This is a genomic window from Phenylobacterium sp., from assembly GCF_031360265.1.
Classification (GTDB): domain Bacteria; phylum Pseudomonadota; class Alphaproteobacteria; order Caulobacterales; family Caulobacteraceae; genus Phenylobacterium.
The window spans coordinates 1-3,466 of record NZ_JANMBF010000090.1 but is presented as its reverse complement, the minus strand read 5'-3'; the positions used below and the strand labels follow the sequence as shown (position 1 = coordinate 3,466).

General features: G+C 67.6%; 3 protein-coding genes and 2 pseudogenes. 2 read left to right on the top strand and 3 right to left on the bottom strand.

Annotation, left to right across the window (positions count from 1 at the left end; translation table 11 throughout):
* Positions 1 to 99 (top strand): annotated as a pseudogene (locus tag RMN86_RS08010) (NAD regulator); the annotation flags it as partial.
* 1 nt (position 100) lies between these two features.
* On the opposite strand, the pseudogene RMN86_RS08005 reads toward RMN86_RS08010, so the two are convergent.
* The 3 genes and pseudogenes from RMN86_RS08005 to RMN86_RS07995 form a co-directional block, all read right to left on the bottom strand.
* Positions 101 to 973: pseudogene (locus tag RMN86_RS08005) on the bottom strand (sterol desaturase family protein); the annotation flags it as partial.
* On the bottom strand, positions 970 to 1,437 hold the full coding sequence (locus RMN86_RS08000; RefSeq protein ID WP_309605307.1) for a hypothetical protein: 468 nt from the start codon (positions 1,435 to 1,437) through the stop codon (positions 970 to 972). The gene RMN86_RS08000 and the pseudogene RMN86_RS08005, both read right to left, overlap by 4 nt.
* Positions 1,438 to 1,475: 38 nt before the next feature.
* The gene (locus tag RMN86_RS07995) at positions 1,476 to 2,015 is read right to left on the bottom strand and encodes a porin family protein (RefSeq protein WP_309605306.1); all 540 of its coding nucleotides are present in this window, start codon (positions 2,013 to 2,015) and stop codon (positions 1,476 to 1,478) included.
* Between the two features lie 183 nt (positions 2,016 to 2,198).
* Between RMN86_RS07995 and RMN86_RS07990 the strand changes: the two genes are divergently transcribed.
* Complete coding sequence (locus tag RMN86_RS07990; RefSeq protein WP_309605305.1) at positions 2,199 to 3,329, top strand: beta-ketoacyl-ACP synthase III; 1,131 nt, start codon at positions 2,199 to 2,201, stop codon at positions 3,327 to 3,329.
* Positions 3,330 to 3,466 lie beyond the last annotated feature (137 nt).

The window sequence follows — 3,466 nt, the reverse complement described above, 5'->3', positions numbered from 1 at the left end:
GAGACAGGCGGACGCCCCGCCGAGCTCTACCGCTTCAGACGCGAGATCCTGGGCGCGCGGCCGGTGTCCGGGCTGAGCCTGCCGCTGTTGCGGGAGTAGAAGCGGCCCACCGGGCCTTCAGCGAGGCCGAGGTGTCGCGCGATCCGTCGGGGCTCCACCCGGGCGGGCCGAACAGCCAACCGACGACGTATCGGGGCTGGCGCACGATGTCCTGGACGATGCCGATCCATTCATGAAAGGCGACGCGGACGATGTTGAAGGCGCCCAGGTTGTGCACCAGGCCGTAGCGGCAGGCCTCCTCCTCCAGCTCCGGCTGGAAGCTGCCGAAGAGGCGGTCCCACACGATCAGGATGCCGGCGTAGTTGCGGTCGAGGTAGCGCGGGTTCCTGGCATGGTGCACCCGGTGATGCGACGGAGTGTTGAACACCGCCTCGAACCAGCGCGGCATCCGGCGGATTGCCTCGGTGTGGATCCAGTATTGATAGACGAGGCTGATCCCCTTCTGGATGGCGACCATGGCCGGCGGGAATCCGAGCAACGAAAGCGGTAACCACAGCGCCCAGGTTCCCGCCAGGCCGCCGGTCCAGGTTTGCCGGAGCGCGGTGGAGAGGTTGTAGTGCTGGGAGGAGTGGTGGTTGACGTGCGCCGCCCACCAGATGCGCCGCTCGTGGCTGAGCCGATGGAAGGCGTAGTAGGTCACGTCCTCCAGCAGGAAGACCAGACCCCACGCCCAGACCGCCGTCATGGGGATGTTGAACAGCCGGTGGTGGTAGAGCCAGATCGCCGCGGCGAAGCTCAGGCCCGCGACCGGCAGGCCCGCCAGGGTCGAAACCAGGCCCATGCCCAGCGAGACCGCCGTGTCTCTGGTCTCGTAGTGCGCCTTCAGCTTGCCCAGGCGCGCGAAAGTGATTTCGAGAATGACCGTGAGGATAAAGAACGGAGTCGCCAGGGTGACCGGGTCGAACGACTTCATGCGGCCAGATCCGTCACCGGGCCGGGTGGGGAGCCTTGAGGCGGCCAGTCGGCGAGCGAGATCACCGCCCGGGGCGCGGCGACGTCCCGGAGATCGATAGAGACGCGGCCGTCCTTGACGCGTGCGGCCAGCGCCAGGGCCCAGGGGATCTGACGGGCCACGTAGCCGTCGCCCAGGCGGCAGAGCACCAGCGCCACGGCCCCTGACCGGGCCAGCGCGCCCCTGCCGTCGCGCCCCACCCACAGGTCCTCCAGCGTGCGGCCGGGGAACTCCTCGCCCAGGATGCGCCGGGCGCGGTCCTCGTCCAGCGGCGCGACGGGCTTGGCGATCCTCGCCCAGGCGGCCAGCGCCACGAGCACGGCGACCGCCAAGGCCGAGACCGCCAGCTGGATGAAGAACGCTTGGTTGGGAATGGCGAAATCCTCCGGGGGCCGGAGAGTCAGCCGGCAGCCGGCAGGCGTCAAGCGCCGCGGGGTCGCGGCGCTTGAGCCTTGATCGGCGGTCAGAACCGGTGGGCGTAACCCAGGGCGACGACGTCAGCGTGGCCGGAGCCGGAGCCGGTGAACTGCTCGCGGGTGTAATCGACGCGCACGCCGTTCACCCCGTCGAAGTGGTGCTGGGCGCCGACCCCGAAGTTCCAAGACTGGCCGTCCGCAACCCGCAAGACCCCCAGGGCCGAAGCCTTGGCGCTCTGCGAGCCGTAACCGATGCGGCCGATCAGGTCGGTGTTGGCCGAAAGCGGCGCAAACGCCACGCCGTAGATCGCCTCCTGGTTGGAGAGCTTCACCTTGGCCTTGACTCCGCCGACATTGACCCGGTCATCCTTGACCCCGCCGGCCAGTTCGCCCTCGACGCCAAACCAGGTGTTGAAGCGATAGCCGAGCCGGCCCTGCACCGCGCCCAGGTCAAGGCCGTCCGTATGGGCGTTGGCATAGCCGATCGATCCATAGACGCCGGCGGGGGACGCATCCTGCGCCTGAGCCGCGCCCGGCAGGGCGTAGAACGCCGCCAGGGCGGTCGCCGCGGCGATGAAGGTCTTCATGGGAATACTCCGTAGAGGTCGTGAACAGCCCTCACCCGCCTGGGATCGGGGGTAAACGCGGCGCGGGCTTGGCGGTTTAGCCACAATGAAATGGCGGACACCGTGTGTGGCTCGATGGTCACGAGGCGCTGACGCCCGCCCGGAGCGTGCTATCACTCGCCCTTCGCCGCCGGAGACGCCCCCTTGCCTGACGCCGTGATCGCCGCCACCGGCCTCTACACGCCCCCGCAGAGCCTCTCGAACGCCGAGCTGGTGGAGACCTTCAACGCGTATGTGGCGCGCTTCAACACGGCCAACGCAGGAGCCATCGCGGCGGGCGAGGTCGCGGCGCTCACACCCTCCTCGGTCGAGTTCATCGAGAAGGCCTCAGGCATCAAGTCACGCTACGTGGTCGACAAGTCCGGCCTGATCGATCCCGAGCTGATGCGGCCGAATATCCCCGAGCGGTCCAACGACGAACTCTCGGTGCTGGCCGAGATGGCCGTCGCCGCGGCGCGTCAGGCCATCGAACGCTGGGGCAAGCCCGCCAGCGAGCTCGACGCGGTGATCTGCGCGGCGTCCAACATGCAGCGCGCCTATCCGGCCATGGCCATCGAGGTGCAGCAGGCGCTGGGCATCGCCGGCTTCGCCTTCGACATGAATGTCGCCTGTTCCTCGGCCACCTTCGGCATCAAGACCGCCGCCGACTTCGTGGCCTCCGGCTCGGCGCGCGCGGTGCTGATGGTCAATCCGGAGATCTGCTCGGGTCACCTGAATTTCCGCGACCGCGACAGCCATTTCATCTTCGGCGACGTGGCCACCGCGGTGATCGTCGAGAGCGAGGCGACGGCGCCGAAAACCGGCAGGAACGCGGGCTGGGACATCCTTGGCACACGCCTGAAAACCCAGTTCTCCAACAATATACGCAACAACTTCGGCTTCCTGAACCGCGCCGCGCCCGAGGGGATCGGGGCTGCCGACAAGCTGTTCGTGCAGGAGGGCCGCAAGGTGTTCCGCGAGGTGGTGCCGATGGTCGCGGAGATGATCGTCGAGCACGCCGGCGACCTGGGCCTCGATCCGACCGGGCTAAAGCGGCTGTGGCTGCATCAGGCCAACATCAACATGAACGAGATGATCGGCCGCCGCGTGCTGGGTCGAGACCCGGAGCCCGGCGAGAACGTGATCATTCTCGACGAGTTCGCCAACACCTCGTCGGCCGGCTCGATCATCGCCTTCCACCGCGCCAACGACGACTTCGCGCCCGGCGAGACCGGCCTGATCTGCTCCTTCGGCGCGGGCTATTCCGCCGGCACGGTGTTCGTCAGGAAGCGCTAGTGTGCTGGATCTGAAGTTCGCCTTCTTGAGGGATCAGGCTCTGAGCGAACTTCAGATCCAAGAAGCACACTAGGAAACAAAGGCTTGCTAGTGTCCTCATCGATCCCGAAGTTCGTCCGCACCGGCCTCAGGCGCCC

Excerpts from the sequence above, each read along its gene's own strand:
- RMN86_RS07995 (WP_309605306.1), bottom strand. The coding sequence starts at position 2,015 with ATGAAGACCTTCATCGCCGCGGCGACCGCCCTGGCGGCGTTCTACGCC.